Origin of the sequence: Paenibacillus chondroitinus NBRC 15376 (assembly GCF_004000765.1) — a bacterium.
GTDB lineage: Bacteria > Bacillota > Bacilli > Paenibacillales > NBRC-103111 > Paenibacillus_E > Paenibacillus_E chondroitinus.
Genome location: NZ_BILW01000002.1, coordinates 259,669 through 282,608 on the forward strand (window position 1 = coordinate 259,669; position 22,940 = coordinate 282,608).

Here is a 22,940-nt window from a genome sequence, read left to right on the forward strand (position 1 = left end):
ACTCATCGTTAAGATTCGACAAGATTAGACCGATTCGGCTCTTTTTGCATAAAATGTAACCGCTACCAACACCTTCTCGACATCATTTACGGCTATGAAAATGAAAAAATGTGGCCTCATCATGAAGCCAGCCTAGAGACACATATGCTGTACTCGAAGGTTAAGTCAGGCAAACGCAAAGAAAGTCCCACAAAGTCACAACAGGGCATGGGATTTGACGGCAGGCTGCCGCCGTGAAGCTACGAGGTTCAAGCCTGTGGCCAAGTGCATGGACTGTGCGCAATCCCAACGCAGCTTTTTACGGGTTAGTTGGCTGGTTGGTTGGTTCGTTGGACAAAATCCAATGAACCTAGTAATTTGAGGGCTCGATTGCCCATTCTATTGGATGAAATCCAATGACATCGGTGAATTGTGCCGCTATAGCGCTGGATATTGCTGTTCTATTGGATTTTGTCCAATTTAATGGGCAATTTAGAGGTGTTTTAGTGCTTTTCATTGGATTTCGTCCAAGGAGGCTGCACAGCTTCTAGCGCTTTAAACATGCTAACTCTCGCCTGGGTGCTGCTCATACCTGCTTGCCCCACCTCTAACCCCAAACACAAAAAGCCCGCCCCCAAAACCGGAGCAGGCCTACCATCCATATTAAGCGTTTACAAATCTAATTGCTTGTAACTACTTTTATACACTTATCCCTCGTCGCCGCTCTTCCAGCATACTTTCACATCTGCTTCCTAAGCTGCTGAGGCGTCATCCCTATGGTCTGCTTAAACAGGCGGAAAAACTGCGTTTTATCCTCGTAACCGACGCTTCGTCCGATGGATTCGACAGAATCCTTCGTTTCCAGCAGCATTCGCTTCGCTTCGCGCAGCCTGACGTCGTGAACGTATTCCGTGAAGGTGAACCCCAGGCAATCTTTAAACATTTTGCTCAAATAATAGGGGGAATAAAAGCTCTCGCGCGCCAAATCATTCAGCGTAATATGCCCCGCATAATGCTCCTCGATATAGGATAGCAGCTGAGGAAGCATGTGATATGCCGTGCGCAATTCGGAGTTATGTAGATTTTCTTGCATCGATCTGAGCATACGCGTCAATAACAGTGTAGCATAGCCGTGAAGCATAGCTAAATAACCACTCTTTTTGCCGCAATATTCCGCATACATCGTTTCGAGCAGCTGCTCGACCTCAATCATGTTTTTCCCTCTGAACGTGACGTGAGGCGAAGGATTCGCAAGTGAGGACTTGAACTCCTGAAACAACTTGAGCGGAAGAAACTCGGAAGCGCTTTCGGTAACCTGCAATCGATTGCTTAGGAACTCAGGATCCAGCAAAATGTTCATATACTGCATGTTCTTCTGAATTTCAAACGCATGCCGATCCCCAACATCCATGAACAAAAAATCCCCGCGCTGCACGGCAAATGACTTCCCATTCACTTGATGGTACCCGGCACCCTGCCAGATATAAACCAGCTCGATGAAATTGTGCGTATGTTCCGGCTCATTCGCCTGTTGATGAAGCTTGTAAAGCGCGATTTTCTCAGCCTGCTGGATATAGTCAACAGATTGGTACATTTTCATCTGAACAACACTCCATTCATAATGGTCATGTTAGCAGCTGTTTAGGTGCGTACCAGCCTCTTCAGCATATCACATAACATGGGACACCTGAAGATGAAGATGTGCTTAATTGCAATAGCCTAATGGCCTATTTTCAACGCACGGCAATGTCGAATGATCCGAAACAAAGGCCCCTTCGCATTGAACTCGGACACTAAGAGGCCTTAATTACTAATGGAAATCTATCTAACTTTATTATACAAAAGCGTCTCACCCGGTTGAAAAATATGAAATTTTTGCCCCAGATGCTTCTGATACAGCCGGTCAACGAACGGCGCAATGCCTTCACTATTATTAGGATACATATCGAAATGAACTGGCACGACAATGTCAAAACGAAGATGCGCCGCCAGATCCGCCGCTTCCAAAGCATTCATATTGCCCACGACGCCAACTCTGTTGCGGAAAATATCCCGGCCATTAATCGGCAGGAAGCCTACATCAATGGTGTAACCCGACAGCGTGTTCACTAATTCATCCGTCAAAAGCGTATCGCCTGCATGATACAGACATAAGTTGTCCCACTCGAGCATGTAGCCCAAATAATGGTCCCAGCCCGCTTCATCCTGCACACGCTCTTCATGCCACGCCGGTATCGGCTGAATGTTCAGCCCTTCAGCGAACGGCCAAGCCTCTTGAACACCAAGCGCCTGCAGCCGATTAGGTGCAATTCCCATTGCCTCCAGTGCCGGCAAGCAAACCTTGGGAGCGCCGAAGCGGCAATCCGGAGATGCCTCCGCAATAACCCGCAGCGTCGCCGGATCCATATGATCCATATGTTCGTGCGTACAAAGGACCAGATCCAGATCCGTCAAAGTTTCGGGCTTCACCGGTGGTGCATATCTTCTCACCCAGAACCCTTCGGGAGATCCTCCGAGTTGATCGACAGAATCCGTCAAATATGGGTCAATCGCTATGGCAATGTCGTTTTTCCGCAAAATAACGCCAACCTGTCCAATATACTGAATGGTTAATTGATTAGATTCTACTGACATAAAACTACTCCTTTTGTTGGATATATGATGTTCCAAATGCATGTGTTTTCGTTCCTTTAACGCCAGGTTTGACTGCAAAAATACCACCGGCGTGAGGCTGATCTCCTGCTTTGTCTTCCTCCAGCCCTTTTCGAGCGCTCGTTATGTATAAAGTGTCCAGCTCATCTCCGCCAAAAATACACGAGGTTACTTTCGCTGCGGGGACCGCGATGCTCTCCAGTTTCATGCCTGTGCGGGGATTCCAGCGTGACACCTGCCAACCATCCCAGTGAGCAATCCAAAGCATGCCTTCTGTATCAATCGTCATACCGTCTGGAAATCCTTGCTCGCCAGCGAAATCGATTAATAGTCTTGGACGGCTAATTTCTCCTTTTTCCGCGTCAAAATCAAAAGCTAACACATGTTTTCTCATCGAATCAATATAGTACATCTCTTTTTCGTCTAGACTCCAGGCGATCCCGTTCGATACACCCACGTCTTCGTGAACTTTGCGGCAGCTGCCATCTGGTTCAAGTACATAGAGGGAGCCTGTCGCCACTTTTTCAATGATTTCCATCGTTCCCGCCCAGAACCGGCCATGGCTATCACATTTTCCATCGTTAAACCGATTGAAAGGCAAGTGATCTTCTGGATCAACGAGAGGGCGTTAAAGTACGGTGCTTCATGTGATAGGATTGAAAACCGGATTGTGTCGCCAATACGACCTCATCTTTCCCGGCGCAAACAACTGCACCGACAAATTCGCCAATAGGAAAAGACTCATTTTGACCGGTCTCCAGATCAAACCTGCAAAACTTCTCTCCTACAATATCAACCCAATAAAGCACTTTCTCTTCCTCATTCCAGCTCGGGCCTTCACCTAGAGTGGCTTTAGCGTCCAGAACCAGCTGTACGTTCTTCGAATCCATTAGACATCAACTCCTCTTCCGTTATTGTAAACCGTCCTCGTACGAATTGGAAGAAGCAGGAATGCCTTTCCACAAAAAAAGAAAGGGCTTTCCCTCCGTCATCTTCATGACTTTTGGGAAAACCCGATGATCTTGTTTATGCCTTCAGAAATGAAATGGCATCCAGGAAAAATGCTGCAAAATTGCTGTCGATTTTTTTGCCTGATTGCGCTCGAACATGCTGTTCGAGAGCGTTCAATGCCGTCTTGACACCTTTGTCATCCAAGTGCTTTTGCAACGCCTCAACCATCACTAACAAGCTGTTATAAATGCCTTGGTTCGAAATCCAGCCTTGTTGGTAAGCATAACGAACCGCTTCATCCAAATGCATGACGTCCATATGCACCTTAAGTACATAGCTCACGGCCGCTTCATTCCCGGCAGCATCCGTTGCCGTTACGTTAACTTGATGCTCACCAATACGGAGTGAAAAAGGTTTGTACGTATAGGGATCGCTGACGTTAGCGCCGTCAATGCTAACTGTCTTGGCAGCCACTCCGCTTATTTCATCGCTCACGTTGAAGGTCAAATTGCCGCCATCCGTCCAATAAACATCCATCGTGACCGAAGGCGAGATGACCGGCGCCTTGGTATCGATTTTGACTTCAGCCGTTTTGATTAACTCTTGGTTACCGGCTTGATCAACACTGTAATAACGAATTTGATGCACGCCATCCTCCGTAACGGATACCGTGTTTCCTTCTGCGAATGCACCGTTATCTAGGCTGTACATCGTTGTTTGTACGCCGCTGCCTGCGTCGCTAGCCGTTAAGGTCACCGTTTGCGCCGTGCGCTGCCACCCTGATTTCGCGTCATCTGTCGTTACAGGAGCTGCGCTGTCTTTCTTGAAAGTAATGACATGCGTTTTTCCATACGAACCCGCTACCTGAATATCAAGCTTCAAGCTAGGAGCCGTTTGCTGCACAGAAATTGTGCTGTCGCTGCTAACAAGCTGTAGGCCCGTTTTATTCAGTTCAAGTGAAATCATGCTCTGCGCTTGTGTTGGATCGGATACCGCGATGGAAAGCTCGGACTCCGATTCCTTCACCATCACAGATGCTGGTTTGCTGGCGGTAATGCCTGCCACGGAACCAGGGTTCCAGAAATTTGCCGCCGTAATGCCCAACTGCTTTTCTTTTACTGCATGCACATCGGCTGTATTACTTAAAATCTCAACGTTCGGCGATTGGCTGTACGCCGCTGTAGCCGCAGCATCCTTGTGTGGCAGCATGACATATGCGTAGGAGGCATTCGTCGGATTTTGCCCGTGTTCGAAAGCCAAGCTTACATAATTACGCGTAATCGGCGTATTCGATTGGCCGCTGTTAATCTCTTGCCAGCTCCCCGTTCTCGCTTCACGCAAGCCATAGACGGTTGCTGACCCTGGGAAATAATAACCGATATCCGAATTCGCCACATTACCGGCTATGTGTGCCCAGTTCACTTGATTTAGCGTTCCTGACCAGCCCAATTGATTCGGTTGCGCTGAGCCGTTAACCGTTAGTACATTGTCTCCCGCGTCATTTAGTTTCCGGTTATCGATGATCGTTTCAACCGGCGCGTTCGCTGCTGAGCTTTTCGATATTCCTGCTCCTAAAGCGACGATTTCATCATCGAACATGAACCACGATTTTTTGCCTTGCAGCGTGCTGCCCGTCACTTTATCCATCGAAAAGTCCATCCCTGCGGCACCATATAAGCCGTCGATGGAGGAGCCGCCCACCCAGTTTTTAGCGTTCATATACGAGGTCCACTCGCCAGGGGTTACGCCTTTCCCCGACTGATCTGTCGTCGTGCCTGGCAAACGGAAGGAATCCACAGTCGGCCAGAAGTCATTGCGGTACTGGTTAAGATCCTGATCATACAGGAACGTCATGCCGATTCCCGTGTACCAGCCTTTGAGATTTTCGTTATTTCCTTTTTCAAATGCGGAAATCCGGTTGGAGAAAAGGCTTAATCCAAAGCCATATCCGTCACGCAAATGAACGACACGATCCATGCCGGCAAATACTTGATTCCGCTCTAATTCTCCTCTGCGCTGAATCGTGGAGTCGCTCATTAGCTCTTTAATCAACGCCAACTCATAAATCGGCAGCCCATCCACATAATTAGCGTAGGTCGTATCGCTCAAAATCCATTCCTTCGCCATCCGCTTAATCGAAAGCGCAACGTCTGCCGGCGCTCCTTCCGCTAAACGAAGCAAAGTGGTAATTGTACTTCTAGCGCTGCCTGTAGCTTGTCTGGAAATACCCCGGCCATTCACCATATCCATGTAAAGTCCTTTGTAAATAACAGGTTCGAACGTGTCCGTAACCCATTTGTAGACGTTGTTAACGTTAGGATCCGTTACAGGCCATGGAGAGCCATTAAGGACATACGTCATGTCAGCCGCTCGGCTTAACCAAACAGCGCCATAACCAGCTGTATACGCAATATTCGTATGCTGCACTAATGAACCATCTACGTATACGCCGTCTCCATGATTGGCATAAACAAATTCGGGACCAATCGGGTCGCGGCCTTGCGTAATTTTCGCACTGTTATTGCCGATGATGCCCCGCATTGTAACAACAAGCGCTTTGTCCAGCAGATTGGCGCCGGTTTCAACGACGTTATTCAGCGTGCGCTTTTTCGGGTCAGGGACAAATCGATCGATCGCTTTCATATGTTTCGTAATTTGAGCAGGTGTCAAATGCTCATACATCAGCACGAGGATATCATTCATAATTTGCGGAGCGCCGATTTCCCAGTCCCACCAATTGCCGTACTCGGTTTTGGACTCGTTGTAACGGTTAGCGTTCAGCCAGTCCAATGTGTTCAAAATGTCGATTTTAAGCGCCTCATTATGATATAAGCTCGATCCCTTGAGCGTATAGGCGAGCGCCATCGTCCTCAATCTGCTGTACGAAGTCGTGACTTGCGCCGAATCTGTCGTGCTGGCCAGATCATTCCAGACCAGCGTTCGGTCTGCGGATTTATTAAGCGTATCCCAGATACCGGTCGCATCGGCATTCGTAACGCTATCGGCAATTTTGGCCAAGTTCGCTGAAATATCTGGATCAGCGGCATCATAATTTGTACCGCCTGTCAGCTTGTTGAACCATTTGGCCCGCATCTGCGCATAGGATTGAAAAAGCTCTGCAGATTCAACGTTTACGAGACATTCTGCCTTGATTGTGCCGTCTGGTGTCGATACCGTTATCGTCGTGGAGCCCAGCCCTACAGCGGTTACTTTTCCGTTATTATCTACAACTGCCGCATTGGGGTTCGATGAACTCCAAATCACCGTTTTGTCCGCCGCATTCGCTGGAACAAACGTTGGCGCTAACGCCACTGACGCCCCCTGAGCCATAGAAAACGCACTTTGATCCAAGGTAATTCCTGTAACTCCGTTATATTCCTCCAAACTCATATCATCAAACCATACCTTCCCTTTGCCTGTTTCCAGAAACGGCTCGATCACCAGCTTCGTCACATTTGCCGGAATTGTCATAAAAACCTGCTGCATCGTCCAATCCTTCGTACCGAGCAATTTCGCGGATGCAGGGCCGTCACCTACTTTGCTTGTATTATAGTACTGTGTTCTAAAATAAGCACCAGTCCCCGTGACATTATCGGTTTTCACCCATACTTTCAGCCGATAGGATTTGCCTGGCGTAACCGTCAACACGCTTTGATTGACAGAAACTCTGCTGGTTGCAAAAGCGTCAAACAAAATCGATTTGCTCCCTTCATGAAAAACAGTTGAATCTAGGGAGACATTCACCGTTTGATTCGGTGCTTTCCCGCTTCCTGTCGGAATCCATAAGCCCCAACCGACCGGTGCAGGACTTGTAATGCCGTTCCAGCTCGCATCCAGCGTCGTCGTTGTTTGTTCGAAGCTGCCGTTGCTGAGCAGGTTGACTGCGGCGGCCTCTGCTTTAGGATAAGCGCTTTCATAAAAGGGTACAAAAGATACTAGAAGACTCGACACCATACTGACAGATAGCAGTTTTGTCATTGTTCCCAAACGATCACCTCATCGACATTTTTTCATGCGAGAAAAGAAGTTCTGGAGAATGCTTAATACCAGCTTTTCTAGCATAAAAGACACCGAACTTCCTAAGCAATCTTCAATTCTTGCAATTGGTTAAATAAAAAACGCCGATTCATGATCATAAAAAAAGCCGACTCAGCAAAAAAAGCCTATTTCGTCGCCTAACGACGCTTAACGGACTGAGATGACGCTATTTGCTGTTTTTGCATTAAGATTCGCATCTAACGGACTCCAGAGTCGCTATTAGTCATAGAAACACCCCAAACAGTGAAAAGTTCCATAAATAACGTCCCCTCAGTCCGTTAGCACCAAATTTCCGCTGAATTTAGCAAAATAACGGCTCCTGTGTCCGTAAGAAGTTCGCGCCTCATTTGCAATTGAGACATTTTTCTTTTTGGAATCTTTCGCGCATCATGTTAGAATGTAGTTTTACAACAAACTTAAGTTATTTCAACTAGGAAGGTTACGGTCATAATGAGCTCTTCAAATCTTTTACGTTCATTTAATTTTTTGTACTTTGCCCTGCTTGCCATGTTCGTTTCTTTTCTCCCTGTTTATCTGGATGCCCAAGGGCTTCCAGCGACCAAAATCGGCCTGATCATCGGTACAGGAGGAATCATTACGATCTTCTCACAGCCGCTTTGGGGCATGATCAGTGATAAGACCAGAACCATAAAGAAGGTTATGCTGCTTCTATTAGTGTGTTCAAGTCTTGTAGGGTATTTTTTGTATACCTCCAACAGCTTCATTGTACTGCTGCTGTTTACGATGTTTTTGTACTTTTTCCTTATGCCGCTCGATCCATTAACGGAAAGCTTGAACTTTCAAACAGCGGAAGCGAACGGAGTCAGTTATGGCTCCATACGGACTTTCGGTGCGATTGGTTATGCCGTCATGTCCTTGGCCGTTGGATACGCGATTCAATATTTGGGCTTGAACAGCTTAGGCTATCTTTTCGGAGCGATCGGTGTCATCAGTCTTCTTATCTGTTTAACACTCCCAGATGCTCCAGTTACTGGCAAGCCCATCACATTAAAAAGCTTGCGTAATTTCCTAGGAAATAAAGAGACAATTTGGTTTATGGTGTTAATCTTTATTGTTGCCGTTCCGCAACGGATTAATGATACCTTTTTAGGCGTATATATACGAAAATTAGGCGGCAGTCCTGAGCTGGTCGGACAAGCATGGTTTTTAGCCGCAGGAAGTGAAATTCTTGTCTTTGCTTTAAGTTTCTGGTGGCTGCGTAAAGGGAAGGAACTCCAAATCATCGCATTTTCTGCGTTCTTTTACTTCATTCGCTTTCTATTATCCTCTTGGATTACAGAACCTCATGTACTTGTTTACTTACAGCTTCTGCAAACCTTCACGTTTCCAATCTTTTATTCCGCGGCGATTCAATATTTATACCGTATTGTACCTGAGGAATGGAGAGCCACCGGTCAAACCGTTCTTGCTTTGCTGTTCTTCGGCGTATCCGGTATTGTTGCCTCTTATCTGGGCGGGTGGTTCTATGAAAGCTTTGGGGGTCAATCACTTTACTTATGGATTTCCGGCATGTCCTTTATCGGACTGCTGTTCAGCCTGGTCCTAAGCGCAATCTACGGAAAAGCCAAGATGGCAGCCTAAACATTTTCTGCTAAAATGATAGGAATAGAAAGAACGGGGGCAAGCAGCATGGACTACATTATTTTGGATATCGAATTTAACGGCCGCAAATTTGCGAGCGATTTACCCATGGAGGTCATCGAGATTGGGGCTGTTCGCCTTAATAACTCCCTTCAGCCGGTCGATGAGTTCTCCTCTCTGATCAAGCCGGTTTATTTCTCCAAATTGAACGGGTTTATTAAAAAGAAAACCGGCATTCCGCAAGAAGACATTGACGGCGCCGCGGGCTTTCGCAGTGTCATTGCGGATTTCATCAGCTGGCTGAACCGGAGTGAAACTTTTCTGCTTGTTACATGGGGCGGGGAAGATTTGAAACGCATTGTATTCGATACAAGAATGCACAAATTGGATGATGCATACTGGATGAATGCCAACTATTTTGACTTATTAAAAGGGTTTATCCGCTATAAAAATGTAACGAATGACGTCAGCGTCGAGGCCGCCTTGCTTGATTTGCAGATCGAGGCGGAAGGCTCCGCGCACAGAGCGCTGGATGATGCGCGGATGACATCGCTTGTGTTCAAAGCGATCTTTCAGGAGCTTGATTTTGAACGGACGCAGCAATATGTCGATGTCTACAGCAATGCAAAGGAACGCCGGCTTCTGAAGACAGCCATCCGCTCCATTACGGCTCAGAAAATCGTGCCTACATGGGAGCTCGTTGTGGAACAGTATTTTAAAGATAAAATGGCGCTTACCGATCCAAGGAAAATTACCGAGCTGCAAGCCTTGTTTGAAGCCGAAATGGTAAAAGGGCCGCAGGTTGTGAAAAAGGCGCCTGTGCAGTAATGCGGGGACGCGAGCTCCCTTCTAACCCCCTTGAGGAACTACAGTCCGTTATTCCAGTACTTTCAGCTATTTTCCACGTTCAAGCGGAACTACAGGGCCTTATTTAACCGCTGATCCCGTTTTCTTTAAGAAAACGGACAAATAGAGGACCACAGGTCCCCTCCGCGCGAAAAAGAGCTGATTTCATTGAAATAGCGCCCTGTAGTTCCCTTTGCCAAAGAGGAACCGGTCAAGCGAAGGCACCAAAAAAAGCCAATCCACTCGACATGTCTCACATGTCATGGATTGGCTTTTCATTATAGCTGATCAACACCTAAGCGGTTTTTGAAAGTTAGGGACGGAAGCTGATCGCGCTCGCTGCGCTTGGATTCATTTTGTTGAATCGCCAGCAGTTTGCCCGTCAATTCTAGGAACCACATTTCGTCTCTCACCGCGAGGGAGACATCGATCAAGCTTCTCACTTGCTCTTCTATATCCAAAGAACTTGGCGGCAATTTTTTAACGTCTTGGTTGCTGACTTCCATGACTTTCCCAATCGTTGATTCACGGTCGGATGCAATCACGTAAATGCGAGTCAAACCTCCAAGCACATCCATGGATTCTACATACCCATGCAACATTTCATCTTGATTCGTAGTGGCTGTAACCCAATCACTGATTTGATAGTTCATCATCCAGCACCGCCTTTAGCGTTATTTTTATCACTCACTAGCTATACTGTAATTATAAATGTTACAGTATCTTTTGTCAATGTGGCTCATGCTGAATGAACATTATCTATTTTGTAGGTCATTGACAGTCACAAAGGTGTAGCCCGCTTTCGTCAAAGCATCCAGAATGCCTTCTATCGCAAGAAGCTCCGTTTTATCGTACTTAGGATGCAGCAAAATGATAGAGCCTGGCTTCAAATGCTGAACGACTTCATTTACCTTGTCGGAAGGAGTACGAAAATTCGTGTCCTGCTCCAAATTCCACATAATCGTTTGAATCTGCTGCTTATGTAAATAATAAGGTAAACCAATCAACTTTTTTTCCATTTGGCGGCCGAAAATCACTTTTACCTTCATAACCCGTCTCGCGGATCAGTTGATTCGTTTTTTCAATTTCTTCGCGGATAAGCCGGCTTCTCTATTTTTCTCAAGCTCGCTTCCTATTAGAAAAACAGTAGCCTTTGCTTGATATTTACCCAATAGGGCAACAATTGAAGCTGTTTGTTCCGACGGTCCATCCTCAAACGTTAACGCTACAACTTTTTCATTCGTCTGCACATAAATAGGTCTATTCCAATTATGACTATTCTTTTTCTCATTTATTCACCTTACCTTCCCTATTTCAAAAAAACATTTTAAACAAGAAACAAAATTTACAATATTAGCTGCACTATTTATACTAAGAAGGTTATTAGATACTCTATTCATTAGCAAGGAGCCTTCCTATGAGCACTTCTACTGTTTTAAATGATGAAGAGTGGTTGAAGCTGCTCGAATATGTGGCTGAAACCTATACGGACGTAACCCTTTCCAGAGGGTTTACCTATTTTAAGCAAGGACAAGTTATTTCCCTTAGCATCTCTGACACTCGTTTGGTACAAGCCAAAGTCGATGGATCTGAAGCCTATCGGGTTTCGCTTAATCTAAATAAGTTGAAAGAAAGCAGCTGTACATGCCCCGTTCATGGCGCTTGCAAGCACCAAGCTGCTGTCATGATGGAACTGGCGGACCGTCTCGGATACCCGGCGACCCAGATTATGAATGCAAAAATGCAGCTCAAACGCGCGGCTTCTCAAGCTACATCGGAATCCGCCATGATGAAATTGCCTGCAATGTCTGTTAGCGAATGGCAGCAGTTTTTGGACCAATACACCCTCTCCATAAAACCGACCTACGATCAAGGCATTTACGCTCAGCAGTTGCGCAGCCATTTAAGCGCCTTAATGAACGTTGCCATTCCTTTTTCTGAACAGGATCGGGGCTTTTTCGAGCTGCATCAAGCGTTATTCCTGCTAAGAAAAGTAAAAGGGCAAAGCACACAAGGCGGGACGAGCTTCTTTACGTCATCTGCAGCCTACAAGATTTACGATGAGATTATGGACTGGTTAAAAGAGAAGGGTAGCCGATTAGCTCTTTCCGAGTCCAGCGAGCGCCTTGAGACAACATTCGCTTATATCAGAACGCAGATGGCCGCTCAGAAAGGGCACAGTTATCAAGATTTTGGCGTCTACTGCGCGCTTTGGGACGAATGGATGGCTTCAGGAATCACAGCGGCTTTATCCTACGCCCCGAAGGAAATTGAAGCTCTTAAGACATCGATTGCAGATGACTCTGCCGCTACGCCATCGGTTTCAGCCGCGAAAGCCTACCTGCACCTGCTGATGTCACAACCGAAGATCGCTTGGGCAGCACTCGCAGAGGGGCCAACCTTCAAAGACACACCTGCCTACCTTTTCGTTACGTTCTTCGACCATCTGCAGCATAACGCAAACTGGAAGGAGCTTGTAGACTGGCTGACCGAAACGGCCGTCTTCTTCAACAATCCGCGAACACGTGAACTCGATACCTACGCGAATTATTGGCAAAAAGCGGTCGCTCATTTTCCTGAAGCCGAGGAGCTGATGTGGCAAGCATTTGAGAGTCTTCTGCCGCGTTCTTACTTTCTCATTGAAAATGTCCTTTACGAGCAAGGCAAATGGAAGGCTTGGCTTGAAATGCAGATCCTTCAAGGCCATGACCCGCTTTTTCACCGGGTCAGCGTGCTTCAGCCAATCGAAAAAGAAGCGCCACAGCTGCTATTACCCTATTATCATCAAGCCGTGAACCATTACGTTGCTTTAAAAAACCGCCACGACTATAAAGCTGCTGTTAGACTTTTGAAAAGACTCGAAAAAGTGTACAAGAAAATGAAGCAGCCCGTTCGTTGGGAAGCATTTTTTGCCGGTTTCGTTGAACGACACAGCCGATTGAGGGCGCTGCAAGAGGAACTTAGGAAAGGAAAGCTGCTCGGATGAACGCAATATTGCACAATTTACAAGTGAGCATGACCTTAACAGAAAGCGGCGACGCTTTATTCTGGGGATTTCTGGACGACCGCGATGTGCCTGGCGAGAAGCTGCGAAATCTCATGTTCGCTTGGCACGAATCCTCCTATTACGGCACTGTGTTGGACCTGCAGCAGGCTGGTGACATCTCTGTCGTCGTGCTCCCTGCGGATATGGTGCTTCCCTACTTCACGGAACCAGATTTCATGGAAATCCTGCACTTTGAGGATGGCAATGAAGGCATGAAGGCCATGCGTGAGCTAGCACCGCTCCTGTACCAAGAAGCACAAGCTGGCCGTTATGTACCAAGCTTGCACGATTTCCGCAAAGGGACTCTAGGGTGGACTTGGGATGCCGAATCCGATGCGCTGAAATCGTTTAATTGGGCAGCAGCTCAAAACCTCGATGCCCTTGGTCAAGGTCTGGCCGGGCTGCGCGCAGCGTTCTCCGCCGTTGTCACCGCGGAGCACTATGCAAGCGAAGCGGCGATCTCCGATCTTCGCCGCGACTACCCCGCGTTGTTCCAACGCTCAGCTTCGCCAGTCACCTTGACGGAGGAAGAATGGCTAGCCTCCTTAGGATGGCGCCCTGACACGGCGCCGTTCCGCCCTGCGCTGCAGCTGCTGGAACCTGACGAAGAGGACGACACGTGGCGCCTCCGTCTTGTCCTGCAGGACAAGCAGGATCGATCCGTGCTCGCGCCGATTCGTCTTGCTGCGGACGGAACCGCAGCTGGAACCTGGGACAGCAGCTGGAGTCCCTATGTGCTGGAGCGGTCGCCCGGCTGGGCAGCAAGCCTGGCCGAAAGCCTGCCCAGCGGGAGCAGCGGCTTGGCGCTCTTGTCCAGGCCGCTAAGCGATGAATCGGCCTGGACGTTTCTAACGACAGACAGCCGGCATCTGCTGGACGGCGGTTGGAATGTGATGCTTCCCGGCTGGTGGGAAGCTGCCTCCAAGCGAAAGCCGCGGCTGCGCGCGAAGGTATCCTCCGAAGCTGGCGGCAAAGGGCAGTCGCTCTTCGGGCTGAACGCCTTGGTCGACTTCGACTGGCGGATTGCCATTGGCGAAGCGGATCTAAGCGAAGCGGAATTCGCTGCGCTGCTTTCGCGTAATGAGCGCCTCATCCGCTTCCGCGGCCAGTGGGTCTACCTGGACCCGGCGCTGCTGGAGCAAATTCGCAGGCTGATGGCCAGCGTTGACCCGCAAGAAGGTCTATCCTTGCTGGATATTTTCCAGCTTCACCTGCTGAATGAAGCAGAGAAAGAGAATGCGCCTAAGGGAAGTTCATCGCCTGAGGATGACGCTGAGAACGAAGAACGCATCAAACTGGAAGTTGAGCTAAACGCGCATCTGATGGGCCTTTTGCGTCAGCTTGCACAGCCGTCGGAACTGCAGGAGATTCCTGTTCCAGCAGGCTTGCATGCTGAACTGCGCAGCTATCAACATGAAGGTTTTACGTGGTTAACGTATTTAAGAAAATTCGGCCTTGGCGCTTGCCTTGCCGATGATATGGGGCTTGGAAAGACCATTCAATTCATCACCTATTTGCTCCATCACCAGCCAGAGTCCGAGCAGCCTGCTCTGCTGATTTGCCCCACCTCTGTACTCGGCAATTGGCAGAAGGAACTCGTCCGTTTTGCCCCGGATCTCAAGGTGTTGCTTTATTACGGCAAAGGCCGTCTAAGCGGCGAAGCGCTTGCTGAAGCTTTGAAGGACACCGATATCGTGCTGACGTCTTACACCACTGCTCTTATGGAGCAAGAAACGCTGCAGGAGACAGTTTGGAGCTCTCTATGTCTGGACGAAGCGCAAAATATTAAGAATGCCCAAAACAAGCAGTCCTCCGCTGTGCGTTCACTGAAAGCCAAACATCGGATCGCCCTGACAGGCACACCAATCGAAAACCGGTTATCCGAGCTGTGGTCGATCTATGACTTTCTGAATCCCGGCTATTTGGGAAATCAGCGCGGCTTTCAGCATCGTTTCGCGAATCCGATCGAGAAGCACCAGGACGAGGAGCGGACGATACAGCTCCAGAAGCTCGTGAAACCTTTTATGCTCCGGCGGAAAAAGAAAGATCCCGCCATCCAGCTCGATTTGCCGGATAAGCAGGAGATGAAGGTCTACTTGAACTTGACTGCTGAGCAGGGCGCGCTATATGAACAAGCGGTCAAAAACCTCATGGAGCGCATGCAAAAGCTTGAAGGTATGGAGCGCAAGGGCGCTATCCTCTCTGCGTTAACGCAGCTGAAGCAGCTTTGCGATCACCCGGTTCTGCTGACCAAGGAAGCTCCCCTCTCCGAGGAGAGCCTGCTGAACGAAGACAGCCGCGAAGGCTTCATCCTGCGTTCAGCCAAGCTGGAAAGGCTTGTTGCGATGGTTGGCGAGCTGAGGGATGAAGGCGATTCCTGCCTGATCTTCACGCAGTATGTCAGCATGGGCAAGCTGCTGGCCGATATTTTGCAGGCACAACGGGACGAACCCGTGTTGTACTTGAACGGCAGCACGCCGAAGCAGGAACGCGATAAGATGATTGACAAGTTCCAAGCTGCGGATGGACCTGGCATCTTTATTCTGTCGCTCAAAGCCGGCGGCGTCGGTCTCAACTTGACCGCTGCCAACCACGTGTTCCACTTTGACCGCTGGTGGAATCCAGCCGTCGAAAACCAAGCGACAGACCGCGCGTATCGGATGGGTCAGAAACGGAATGTACAAGTGCATAAGTTTATTTCTTTGGGCACGCTTGAGGAAAAAATCGACGAAATGCTCGAAAGTAAAATGAGTTTGAGCGAAAATGTGATTTCCACCTCCGAAGCCTGGATTACCGAGCTCTCCAATGAAGAGCTGCATGATTTATTTGCCCTGCGAAAAGATTGGTAAGGCTTACCTACGAGCACGTTTTGTGATAAGATATCGAACGAGAAGAAACAGAAAGGGTGTTACTACCGTGTCTCGTATCATTCAAGTTGATGAACGCCCCTCCATAGGCGAAAGCATTCCCCTTAGTTTACAGCATTTATTTGCGATGTTTGGCTCCACTGTGCTTGTACCAATTCTCTTCCATGTCGATCCGGCTACGATATTGTTGATGAATGGAATCGGCACCCTGCTTTATATTTTTATCACAAAAGGCAAAATCCCCGCTTTCCTGGGGTCCAGCTTCGCCTTCCTATCGCCTGTTTTCGTTGTCCTCGGTCAAAAAGGCTATAGTGCGGCACTCGGCGGTTTTCTCGTCGTGGGACTGATCTTTACGATTATTGCTTTATTGATTCGCTTCGTAGGAACACGCTGGATTGACGTTGTCTTCCCGCCTGCCGCGATGGGCGCTATCGTATCCGTTATCGGGCTGGAGCTAGTGCCTACAGCCGCTTCGATGGCAGGCATCATTGCCCCTGCCGATGCCAAGGAAGCCTGGGTTCCCGATATGACCGTGATCACGGTTTCTATTTTTACCTTTTTAGTAGGCGTGGTTGGTTCCATCGTATTTCGAGGGTTATTGAAAGTCATCCCTATTCTAGTAGCAATCGTCCTGGGGTACGTGCTTGCCGCATTGCTTGGCTTAGTACATATTCAAGAAACTTTAAATGCCGCTCAATGGCTTCAGCTTCCTACTTTCTACTCACCAACGTTTGATTTAGCAAGTATAATAATTATTGCCCCTGCGGCACTTGTTGTCATTGCAGAGCATATCGGCCACTTAATCGTAACCAGCAATATGGTGGGCAAAGATTTATCCAAAGAACCGGGTCTAAGCAGATCTTTGCTTGGAAACGGGATCTCAACGATGTTGTCTTCCTTGGTTGGGTCCACGCCAAATACAACGTACGGTGAAAACATCGGCGTCATGGCGATTAGCCGTGTGTACTCGGTTTGGGTCATTGGCGGAGCTGCGATCCTGGCGATTGTGCTCTCTTTTGTGGGGAAAATCTCGGCCTTGATTCAAACGATTCCTACAGCTGTCATGGGAGGCGTTTCCTTGCTGCTGTTCGGCATCATCGCCGCTTCCGGTATTCGGATGCTCGTAGAGACGAAAGTGGATTATTCCAAACCGATGAATCTGATTCTGACAACGGCAGTTCTGGTCATCGGTCTTAGCGGTGCAACGTTGAAGCTCGGGAATTTTGAATTGAAGGGCATGGCGTTGGCGACGATTGTTGCTATTGTGCTTAGCTTGTTTTTCAAACTGCTGGATAAGCTAAAATTAACGAACGAGTAATTGAGCTGTTGAGCTGCATAAGAGGATTTCATATGATGCCCGAATATTCGTGAAAGGAATATAGGCTATGAAAAACGGAATGAACGATAGCGAACGCACGTTCTGGAAGAAGTATCTCGCCAAGGCGAAGCTGGATCTATCCTACGCGGCCTACACCAAAGTCCAAAAATCCTGGACAGATGAGAATCCCGCCTGTCCGTTTAACCGACTTTATTTTATCCGCGAAGGTGAAGGCTATGTCAGGATCGGGGGGCAGACTTACTACCCAAAACCCGGGGAGCTGTATTTGCTGCCAGCCGGGAGCGACCAAGCCTATGGCACGATAAGCGACAATACGTTCGGCAAGTATTGGTGCCATTTTTCGGCCAAAATCGGAGATTTGGATTTGTTTCAAATTTTGCAAACCTCGCCTTGCTTGAAAGTTCAGAATCCGGAAGAGCTCGTGAAAGCTTTCGAGCAATTGATTGCTTATAGCCAGAGCGACAGCATCACCTCAGAGTTTCGAGCCTACTCGATTCTGATGACGTTTATTGCTGATTTTATTGAGCAAAATCAATCCGTCAAGCTGAACCTCACCTCCACGCCTACGTTTGAAAAAATGAACAAAGTTTTGCTGTACATGGAACAGCATATTGCCGAAAATGTGTCCGTGGATACACTTTCTCGCATGGCGCATTACCATCCTAATTATTTTATCAATGCATTCAAGCAATTCACGGGCTACTCGCCTATCCAATACATGAATCATCTGCGTTCCGAAAAAGCCAAAGATTTGCTTATGACGACGGAATTGAACGTTTCCCAAATCGCTGACGTGTTAGGGATGGAATTATCGTATTTTTCCCGTATGTTCCGAGAGCAGACCGGTTTTAAGCCTACGGCTTTCCGTGATTTGAGACCAAAAACGATTGAAAATAGCCCATAAATAAAAGACAAGGCCGTCTCCAAACCATGAATATGGTTGAGAGACGGCCTCGTCGTATATCAACGTGCCTATACAATTTCTTGCAGCTTACGGATAAAAAGCATTCGCTTTTGTCGTCGTGGAGCACCAGCGGTTGTTCAGCAGGAAACGGATCAGCGAATTTTTGGCCCGATCTGTGCCGATGTAATTCAACGTTTCCGCAGCATGTGCACGAACGTAACGATTCTCGTCATCGAGCGCAATTTCCAATTGCGGAACAGCGGATTCTGCCGAAGCGCCCAAGCGGGACAAGGATAGGCTGGACATGAAGCGAACTTGTGCGTTCTGATCTTGAAGACCGCGAGTTAAGCTGGCAACGACGTCCTCTACAGGCGAGTTCATAAAACCAAGCGCATCAACAACGGCGCTGCGAATTTTATCCTCCGGGTGGTCAAGCAGCTCGGTCAGCGCTGGAACCGCTTTGGCCGCTAGGCTGCTCAACTCACCCAGCGCAAACACAGCATGTGTTACTGTATTTACATTCTCATGGTTCAGGGCAGCGATCAACCCGTCAACCGCTTCGCTTCCTGCAACAGCCAAACCATACGCGGAGATTCGCGATACATGAACATCATCGCTGCGAAGTCCGTCCAGCAGAGCATTCACGCCGGCCTGCCCTCTACGTGCAAGATCATATGACGCATTAATGGCGATTGTCTCATCACCGCTCAATTTCCCCGCCAGTTCCTGAACTTCCTGCGGATCGGACGAAGCCGTTCCCGCCAAAGAGCAGAGTTCACCGGATAACCAGTTCCATGTCTCTTCCCACATCAAGTCGTGCGCAGCAAGCGGTGCAAGCAGGTTCGCCGGCTTCTTCCATTCGCGCTCTTGATTATTCCAGCTTGGCTTTGTAGGCAGCTCAGTACGCATGAACTCAAACTTCAGCATATAACGCGGTTTTCCAAGAATGTTCGGAGTGGAACGATGCCAGATATCATAATGGATCAACGCAAAAGTGCCTGCCTCGCCGCTTGCCAAAACTTCAGCCGGATGCTCATTCGCTTCGAATGCCCGCTTCTGGTGATTTTGCGTGCCTGGCATAATGCCTGTCGGCCCCAAATCTACCGGTGTATCCTGCGGGAAATACATAATCATTGCCCAGTTCGGGTGATGATTGCGTACGCGGTCATAACCCCAATAGCTGTCTTTATGCCAGCCGCCTGCCGTAGGCAGCGCATTGAAATGTCCATGTCTGTGCGCATGCATCATATAATTTGGCCCTAACACACTTGTTAATGCGCCAGTAACAACGGGATGGTCAAATACTTTTTGCAGCTCTCGGATACGCGGCAGCAAGTTATTGCCAGGATTCCCCTCCTCCGCGTACACCGTATTTAATTGCTCAAGCAGATTGTCATGAAACGCATGGGAAAAATCCGTTTTAAGAATTAGACACCCATTCGTAATAAACTCTCTCATTTGCTCATCCGTCAATAGTAAAGGTTGTTTCTCCTGCATTGTTCCTGCCTCCTTGGCGTGTTTTGAATGCTGTAACCTTACCCTTATTATAGAAAAATCAAATGAGATACTTAATAGACATTCTTAATCAGAGCTAGCACAAAACTAAGATAGCCACTTAAAATGCACCCAAATCGATTTCATCCAGTGAGGCAACTCTCAAATCGTGTGCGATAAACTCCAAGTTCCGCGTAACATCATTCGGCACGATCACGCATCGGATACCGGCTGCCTTGGCGGCTTTCAACCCATTAGGGGAATCCTCAAAGACGAGAGCCTCCCCGGCTGCTACGCCAAGCTTTTCCAGCGTTAATGTATACAACTCAGGATCAGGCTTCACCCGCTTGACATCATCAGCTGTGTGAATCACATCAAAATAGGAGAAAATACCTTGTTGCTTCAAGTATTTGTGAACCCAATCACGTGTTGAACTGGACGCCAATCCTATTCGCAGACCTCTCGACTTGGCTGCTTCCAATAAATGAAGCACACCGGGAAGCAGCTTCGCTTCTCCTAGATAGACGGCATACTTTTCGTGAGACAACTGTTTGATATATCCATGATCCAAAGGCTTTTGGATGGAGGTCTCCAGATAAACATAAGGATTAAACTCATCAAAAGTAGTTCCTACATTTTTACACCAAAGTTCAAGCGAAAGTTCGACTCCATGTTCCTGGTAGATGTCTTTAAAAGCGTGGTACCAAGGAGATTCCGTGTCCATAATCAACCCGTCAAAATCAAAGATAATGGCTTTAAGGCCAAATCTGCTCTCGGGTTTAGCCTCTGTAACCATTAAGTTCATAAAGTGCGTAGTGCTCCCTGTTCCTTGTGGGGATTGTGCGACAAGTCCAGCCTTACATTCACTTGGCGTGCGCATCCCGAAATAACGAACTAACGTCCATTCTTCGCCATCCTGCGAGTAAAAAAAGGATACACAATCGTCCTCTTTACGGATTCTCAGATACGGGTTAGCCACATGAACGATTTCTGAATTACAGTCATCAGAAATGCCATCTTTTGTCACGACAGAAACAATCGTTGGCACTTTACCGTTATATTCAAAACACAGTTTACACCAATTGTTTTCGTCTACCAGGAGCATTAAGCATCCTGAGTCATATTTATTTTTCATTTCAACAGTCAGCTGTGTTGTCATTTCAAACGATTGCTTCACTGATGTGTACAAAAAAGGAGCCGACGCACAAATATGCTTTCCAGCGGGATCGCAAAAATAATCGGCGCCTGGAGGAGCCGTAACGATCAATCCCCCGTCATCTGTAAACCCCCACTGCTCTGGCTTATTCAGCCAAGAAAGCTCCAGCTGTTTCTCAACATCCAATAGATTGGTCATATTTACCTCCTAAGTACCTTGATGAGTACTTATTCTCTCAGATAGACCCAAATCCTTTCTACTATTGAAACCACACCAATCTTGCTCTAAAATGAAGGCACAATCTCCTCCAATCAGCAATTTATTCTATAAATCTATCTGATCTTGCTCAAGTAACCTTATTTCTCCGACAACTAGAAAGTGAGGCTGCGCATGACTTATCCCCAAGATTTAAGGGAGAAAACACCTCTCTGGGACAGCAACTATCCGATTCGGTTTTACCGAAATCGATCTCGCGCGGCCAAAAAGGACGATAATATTTTATATCTCCATTGGCATGAGCACTTCGAAATCATTGATATGCAGGCAGGCAAAGCACAGTTTCATATCGATAGCCGCCCTTACGAGGCGAGCGCCGGCGACCTGCTGTTCGTCCCTGCCGGGGCGCTGCATGTCGGCTATAATGCCTCCGACGAAGATGTGGAGTTCGTAGCCGTTGTCTTCAACGCTTCTCTGCTGCGCATGCTGCATCCCGATCCTGTCTACGAGCGGTACATGCTGCCTTTCTTGGACGGACGCGCGCAACTGCCTGCCAGAATTGGGGCAAACGACGAACAAGGAGCCCCATTCCGGCGGCTCCTTCGTGAATCAACCTATGAGTTTGAGCACGCTGCCGCGGCCTACGAGCTTATCATTAAGCATAATTTTCATCTGCTTTTCGCGTTGCTCTCCAGACAATTTCTACCGGACAAGTTCGTGGATAAACCGGCTCCACTGCGGCATTCTGAGTCATTTAAGCCGTTAATCCAGCATATTGAGGCTCATCTTGCGGAACCGCTCTCCGTTGAACAGGCTGCGAGGATGGTCAACCTCAATCCGTACCATTTCTGCAAAACGTTTAAAAAGCTGACCGGACGAACCTTTGTGGATTTTGTCAATTGGCTGCGCATTAACGAAGCGGATCGTTTGCTGCGTGAAACGGAATGGACCGTAACCGAGATTGCCGAAAGCATCGGCTGCGGGAACGCGAACTATTTTACAAAGCTTTATAAAAAATATAAGAGTTACCCGCCTTCGGAAGTTCGGAGGAGACTGTTGTCTACTTGATTTTTCAAGGCACATCATCCGTAAATTAAAGTACAGCGGGCATCACGTACGCGTAGACGGCAATGAAATGGCAGCTGCTGCCCGCAACAACGAACACATGCCAGACCAGATGATGATAACGCAATTTCCGCCATAGAAAAAATAATAATCCGATACTGTACAGAATAACGCCGGTGACGATCCAAGTAATAGCCATTAGAGGAAGCCTTTCCTGCAGTGGAGCAATCAACGAAGCCATGAAACCGGCGAGCAGCAAGTAGAGGAGCAGACCCCAGGGAATAAATCGCCGAATGATGAACTTGATGTAGCGAACGCCTCCCAAAGCTAGGAGCCAGACCAGCAGCAGCATAGAGTAGCCTAACGTGCCCTGAAGAGTAATCATCAAAAATGGCGTGTAAGAACCCGCAATGGCGATGAAAATAGCCGCATGATCCAGCATTTCGAAACGCTCCGCCCATTTGCGCGAACGTGAGCAATGCAGGAGCGTTGAGGACAGATATACCATGCAAAAGGATAAGCCGTAAACCGCATTGCTAATTGTATAAGCAAAATCCTCAAACAAGGCGGCTCGCTGAAGAAGCAGCACGAGACCGAAGGCGCTTAGCGCCGCGCCAATCCCGTGGCTTAAAGCGTTTAGGCGTTCCTCTTTTAAACGAAAGCTTTCATCCATGCGAAGGGGTCACTCCTTTCTGATTGTTTCCTAGTTTTACCCTTAGTCGGGACTAGTATGTAATCAGATCGTCGTGACCCCTTTTTCCTTATCGGCTGTCTTCTGACAGCAT

General features: G+C 48.0%; 16 protein-coding genes and 1 pseudogene. 7 read left to right on the top strand and 10 right to left on the bottom strand.

Going from position 1 to position 22,940, the window contains the following annotated elements:
- Nucleotides 1–718: 718 nt before the first annotated feature.
- The 5 genes from PCH02S_RS03665 to PCH02S_RS03680 all read right to left on the bottom strand — a co-directional run bounded on the left by PCH02S_RS03665 (nucleotide 719) and on the right by PCH02S_RS03680 (nucleotide 7,560).
- A complete protein-coding gene (locus PCH02S_RS03665) occupies nucleotides 719–1,579 on the bottom strand; it encodes an AraC family transcriptional regulator (protein WP_127450184.1) in 861 nt (286 codons plus the stop codon).
- Between the two features lie 221 nt (nucleotides 1,580–1,800).
- A complete protein-coding gene (locus PCH02S_RS03670) occupies nucleotides 1,801–2,613 on the bottom strand; it encodes an MBL fold metallo-hydrolase (RefSeq protein WP_164819424.1) in 813 nt (270 codons plus the stop codon).
- 4 nt (nucleotides 2,614–2,617) lie between these two features.
- The gene (locus PCH02S_RS03675; RefSeq protein ID WP_281282245.1) at nucleotides 2,618–3,232 is read right to left on the bottom strand and encodes an SMP-30/gluconolactonase/LRE family protein; all 615 of its coding nucleotides are present in this window, start codon (nucleotides 3,230–3,232) and stop codon (nucleotides 2,618–2,620) included.
- Nucleotides 3,233–3,245: 13 nt separating this feature from the next.
- Entirely contained in the window at nucleotides 3,246–3,521 is a 276-nt protein-coding gene (locus PCH02S_RS36665) for an SMP-30/gluconolactonase/LRE family protein (RefSeq protein WP_281282246.1), read from the bottom strand.
- A gap of 136 nt (nucleotides 3,522–3,657) precedes the next feature.
- Nucleotides 3,658–7,560, bottom strand: a complete 3,903-nt coding sequence (locus PCH02S_RS03680) for a polysaccharide lyase family 8 super-sandwich domain-containing protein (RefSeq protein WP_246068946.1) — start codon at nucleotides 7,558–7,560, stop codon at nucleotides 3,658–3,660.
- A gap of 510 nt (nucleotides 7,561–8,070) precedes the next feature.
- Here PCH02S_RS03680 and PCH02S_RS03685 point away from each other — a divergent pair.
- Complete coding sequence (locus PCH02S_RS03685) at nucleotides 8,071–9,222, top strand: MFS transporter (RefSeq protein WP_246068933.1); 1,152 nt, start codon at nucleotides 8,071–8,073, stop codon at nucleotides 9,220–9,222.
- Between the two features lie 48 nt (nucleotides 9,223–9,270).
- Nucleotides 9,271–10,050, top strand: a complete 780-nt coding sequence (locus PCH02S_RS03690; RefSeq protein WP_127450191.1) for a 3'-5' exonuclease — start codon at nucleotides 9,271–9,273, stop codon at nucleotides 10,048–10,050.
- 296 nt (nucleotides 10,051–10,346) lie between these two features.
- Here the strand turns inward: PCH02S_RS03690 and PCH02S_RS03695 are convergent, their stop codons facing one another.
- Nucleotides 10,347–10,724, bottom strand: a complete 378-nt coding sequence (locus PCH02S_RS03695; protein WP_127450193.1) for a hypothetical protein — start codon at nucleotides 10,722–10,724, stop codon at nucleotides 10,347–10,349.
- Between the two features lie 99 nt (nucleotides 10,725–10,823).
- A pseudogene (locus PCH02S_RS03700) lies at nucleotides 10,824–11,363 on the bottom strand (polysaccharide deacetylase family protein).
- A 122-nt stretch (nucleotides 11,364–11,485) separates the two neighbouring features.
- Here PCH02S_RS03700 and PCH02S_RS03705 point away from each other — a divergent pair.
- The 4 genes from PCH02S_RS03705 (at nucleotide 11,486) to PCH02S_RS03720 (ending at nucleotide 18,224) form a co-directional block, all read left to right on the top strand.
- A complete protein-coding gene (locus PCH02S_RS03705) occupies nucleotides 11,486–13,054 on the top strand; it encodes an SWIM zinc finger family protein (RefSeq protein ID WP_127450195.1) in 1,569 nt (522 codons plus the stop codon).
- Entirely contained in the window at nucleotides 13,051–15,963 is a 2,913-nt protein-coding gene (locus tag PCH02S_RS03710; protein ID WP_127450197.1) for a DEAD/DEAH box helicase, read from the top strand. The genes PCH02S_RS03705 and PCH02S_RS03710 overlap by 4 nt, the downstream gene beginning before the upstream one ends.
- 67 nt (nucleotides 15,964–16,030) lie before the next feature.
- On the top strand, nucleotides 16,031–17,299 hold the full coding sequence (uraA, locus tag PCH02S_RS03715; protein ID WP_246068934.1) for a uracil permease: 1,269 nt from the start codon (nucleotides 16,031–16,033) through the stop codon (nucleotides 17,297–17,299).
- 67 nt (nucleotides 17,300–17,366) lie between these two features.
- Nucleotides 17,367–18,224, top strand: coding sequence for an AraC family transcriptional regulator (locus PCH02S_RS03720; RefSeq protein ID WP_127450201.1), 858 nt, complete (start codon nucleotides 17,367–17,369; stop codon nucleotides 18,222–18,224).
- An 87-nt stretch (nucleotides 18,225–18,311) separates the two neighbouring features.
- Here PCH02S_RS03720 and PCH02S_RS03725 read toward each other — a convergent pair whose 3' ends face one another.
- Together PCH02S_RS03725 and PCH02S_RS36815 are read right to left on the bottom strand one after the other, a co-directional pair.
- Nucleotides 18,312–19,721, bottom strand: coding sequence for a HEAT repeat domain-containing protein (locus PCH02S_RS03725; RefSeq protein ID WP_127450203.1), 1,410 nt, complete (start codon nucleotides 19,719–19,721; stop codon nucleotides 18,312–18,314).
- A 118-nt stretch (nucleotides 19,722–19,839) separates the two neighbouring features.
- Nucleotides 19,840–21,072: an HAD-IA family hydrolase gene (locus PCH02S_RS36815; protein WP_307719922.1), complete on the bottom strand. Its 1,233-nt coding sequence runs from the start codon at nucleotides 21,070–21,072 to the stop codon at nucleotides 19,840–19,842.
- Nucleotides 21,073–21,264: 192 nt separating this feature from the next.
- Between PCH02S_RS36815 and PCH02S_RS03735 the strand changes: the two genes are divergently transcribed.
- Nucleotides 21,265–22,158, top strand: a complete 894-nt coding sequence (locus tag PCH02S_RS03735) for a helix-turn-helix transcriptional regulator (protein ID WP_127450204.1) — start codon at nucleotides 21,265–21,267, stop codon at nucleotides 22,156–22,158.
- A 25-nt stretch (nucleotides 22,159–22,183) separates the two neighbouring features.
- On the opposite strand, the gene trhA is transcribed toward PCH02S_RS03735, so the two are convergent.
- A complete protein-coding gene (gene trhA, locus PCH02S_RS03740) occupies nucleotides 22,184–22,828 on the bottom strand; it encodes a PAQR family membrane homeostasis protein TrhA (protein ID WP_127450206.1) in 645 nt (214 codons plus the stop codon).
- Nucleotides 22,829–22,940: the final 112 nt, after the last annotated feature.